Here is a 2231-nt window from a genome sequence, read left to right as displayed (position 1 = left end):
TACATCATATATAATAATTCGTCAAGTAGTTATTATTTTAGGCATCGAACCTAAAATAACAAGGACTATTCATCTCCCACTTATACAAGATAGGAGAATTACGCCCTTTTTGTTAAAATTTAACAGTTTGTATTATCTATAGGTTGTATAATATAATTTAACTATGGCAATTGTACATCATACAATAAGTAGTTTAATACAGTACCCTACTTTAAAAACCTGGACTGATTTCTTTATTGTTGACATTTTTCATTGTTAGTGAGAGTGAGTCCAACCCAACAGCAGAGCTTGGAAGTGTGGAAAACCTCTATTCAAACTTATTCCAGATACCAAAGTAAAGCGAAGGGAATGATTATAAAAATGAAAAAAAGTATAGTAATTACAATTCTAATTTTAGCTTTAAGTTTAACTGGATGTCAAAGTAGTGCCATAAAAGTTGAAAACACTCAACCGGCAAAAAATATTACAAAAAGCAATAATACTGAGTTGCCAAAAAATACTGCAGAAAACGAAAATACCAGTTCAGAAAAAAATACTGCAGAAGGTGAAAACTCCAAGTCAGCAAAAGACTCTGCACAAAGCCAAAATACTGAGTCATCAACTACCATAACAGATGATACTACAAAAACTAAAGAGAACGTGAATTCCAATACTCAAGAGAAAACCAATTCCAAGATTGACCGACCAAATAATAAACTGAATGAAGAAAATAAAAAACAGGAATATATAAATAAATTAGACAATATTGAATTAGGCTTTAAAGATTTCAACAATACTGAGAAAACAGCAGAAGATATGATGAATCACGCAAATGAAAGATATAAACAGTGGAATGCAGCTTTGGATGAAATTTATTATGACATATTAAAAGGACAGTCATCCCCAAGCGAAATAGAAAATTTGCAAAATGAAGAAATTCAATGGACAGATAAGAGAGATGCCAAGGCCGAAGAGGACTCATCCAAAATGAAGGGGGGAACAATGGAATCCATACTATATACCAACTCATTAGCCCAATCAACAAAAGAAAGATGCTATGAATTGGTGGACAAGTACATGAAATAATATCATCAATTTTGCCCCAATACAAATTACGGGGTACACCCTTTTCTTTTTTTCATTTTATTAAACCCTCATATTATGTATTTTATACTTGACTTATCAAAGTATTTTTCGATATTTTCTTTGAAAAATTCTTTCATATAGTTCAATTCATCATCTTTATATACATACTTGCCATACCCAAACTGGCCATACTTGAATTTCCTAATTTCCTCTTCCATAGGCAGCATTGTTTTAGGATACACTGTTAAAATATTTTCTTTTGCTTTTTTGGTAAATCTATGAGATATTATTTCAAAAGTGATCGGTGAATCAGAGAAATTATTCCCTATCTTATCTATAATATCCCTGTATTCAGTTTCCCAATTAGGATTCAAAAATACTGGTGCAATTATAAAGCCCACATTATACCCGGCATCTATAACTTTTACAGCTGCGTTTATTCTATCCTTAAGTTTAGGAGTTCCGTGTTCAAATTCACTTATTATTTTATCTGTATTTATACTGAATCTTACGGTAGTTTTCCCATTATGATTTAAACTGAGAAGATTATCTACGTCAGTAAATTTAGTCACAAATTTAAAATACCCATTTTTACTTTTCCCAAAGTGTATTATACATTTACTCAAATTCCCTGTATAAGGTTCAACAGGAATTGGATCGGAAGTTGCCGCACCTTCAAATACTGTTATACCTGGCAGTTTCTCCTCAATATATTTATCCGCCCTATTTAATATTTCATCTATATTTACATAAACCTTTGTATAAGGCTTTTTACCCATTCTAGTATTGAGATAACAATACTCACACATTCCCATACAACCACTTACTAATGGCAATTGATAATGTGCAGAGGGCTTACAGGATTGAAACTCATAAGACTTTCTAATTCCTACTACCAATGTATTTTTACTTTCAAAATACATTTCAGAAGCTGTATTCCCCGGTATCTGCGTTATTCTTCCGCTTTTAGAAAATAGCAATTCCACATCTTTATGCTTAAAATATTCCATTATTTTTTTCCCTGTTTTATATTCCAACGCCGCATTTTCAAATATAACTCTTTTAGGCTGAAACAATATCATTCACCTCAAGAATATTATGTGATTATAATTAAAAATTATAAGGGGTTAAAAAATATTTCTAATTATATGCAAAATGTTGTAACT

Annotated in this window: 2 protein-coding genes; one reads left to right on the top strand and one right to left on the bottom strand. The window is 31.0% G+C overall.

Annotated elements, in window-relative coordinates; genetic code table 11:
- Window positions 1-360 precede the first annotated feature (360 nt).
- Window positions 361-1065 (top strand): lysozyme inhibitor LprI family protein, encoded by a 705-nt coding sequence (locus J5G60_RS18040; RefSeq protein WP_190972223.1) that lies wholly within the window; start codon window positions 361-363, stop codon window positions 1063-1065.
- Between the two features lie 68 nt (window positions 1066-1133).
- Here the strand turns inward: J5G60_RS18040 and splB are convergent, their stop codons facing one another.
- Window positions 1134-2147 (bottom strand): spore photoproduct lyase, encoded by a 1014-nt coding sequence (splB, locus tag J5G60_RS18035; protein WP_179977303.1) that lies wholly within the window; start codon window positions 2145-2147, stop codon window positions 1134-1136.
- Between the last annotated feature and the right edge of the window lie 84 nt (window positions 2148-2231).

Origin of the sequence: Clostridium sp. HV4-5-A1G (assembly GCF_900184915.1) — a bacterium.
In the GTDB taxonomy this organism is placed as follows: domain Bacteria; phylum Bacillota; class Clostridia; order Clostridiales; family Clostridiaceae; genus Clostridium_B; species Clostridium_B aromativorans.
The sequence above is the reverse complement of the archived record's forward strand: the minus strand, read 5'-3'. Positions and strand labels throughout refer to the sequence as shown.

What these genes read in the sequence shown, in the direction of transcription:
- splB (WP_179977303.1), bottom strand. Translation starts at nt 2,147, where the DNA reads ATGATATTGTTTCAGCCTAAAAGAGTTATATTTGAAAATGCGGCGTTG.
- J5G60_RS18040 (WP_190972223.1), top strand. Translation starts at nt 361, where the DNA reads ATGAAAAAAAGTATAGTAATTACAATTCTAATTTTAGCTTTAAGTTTA.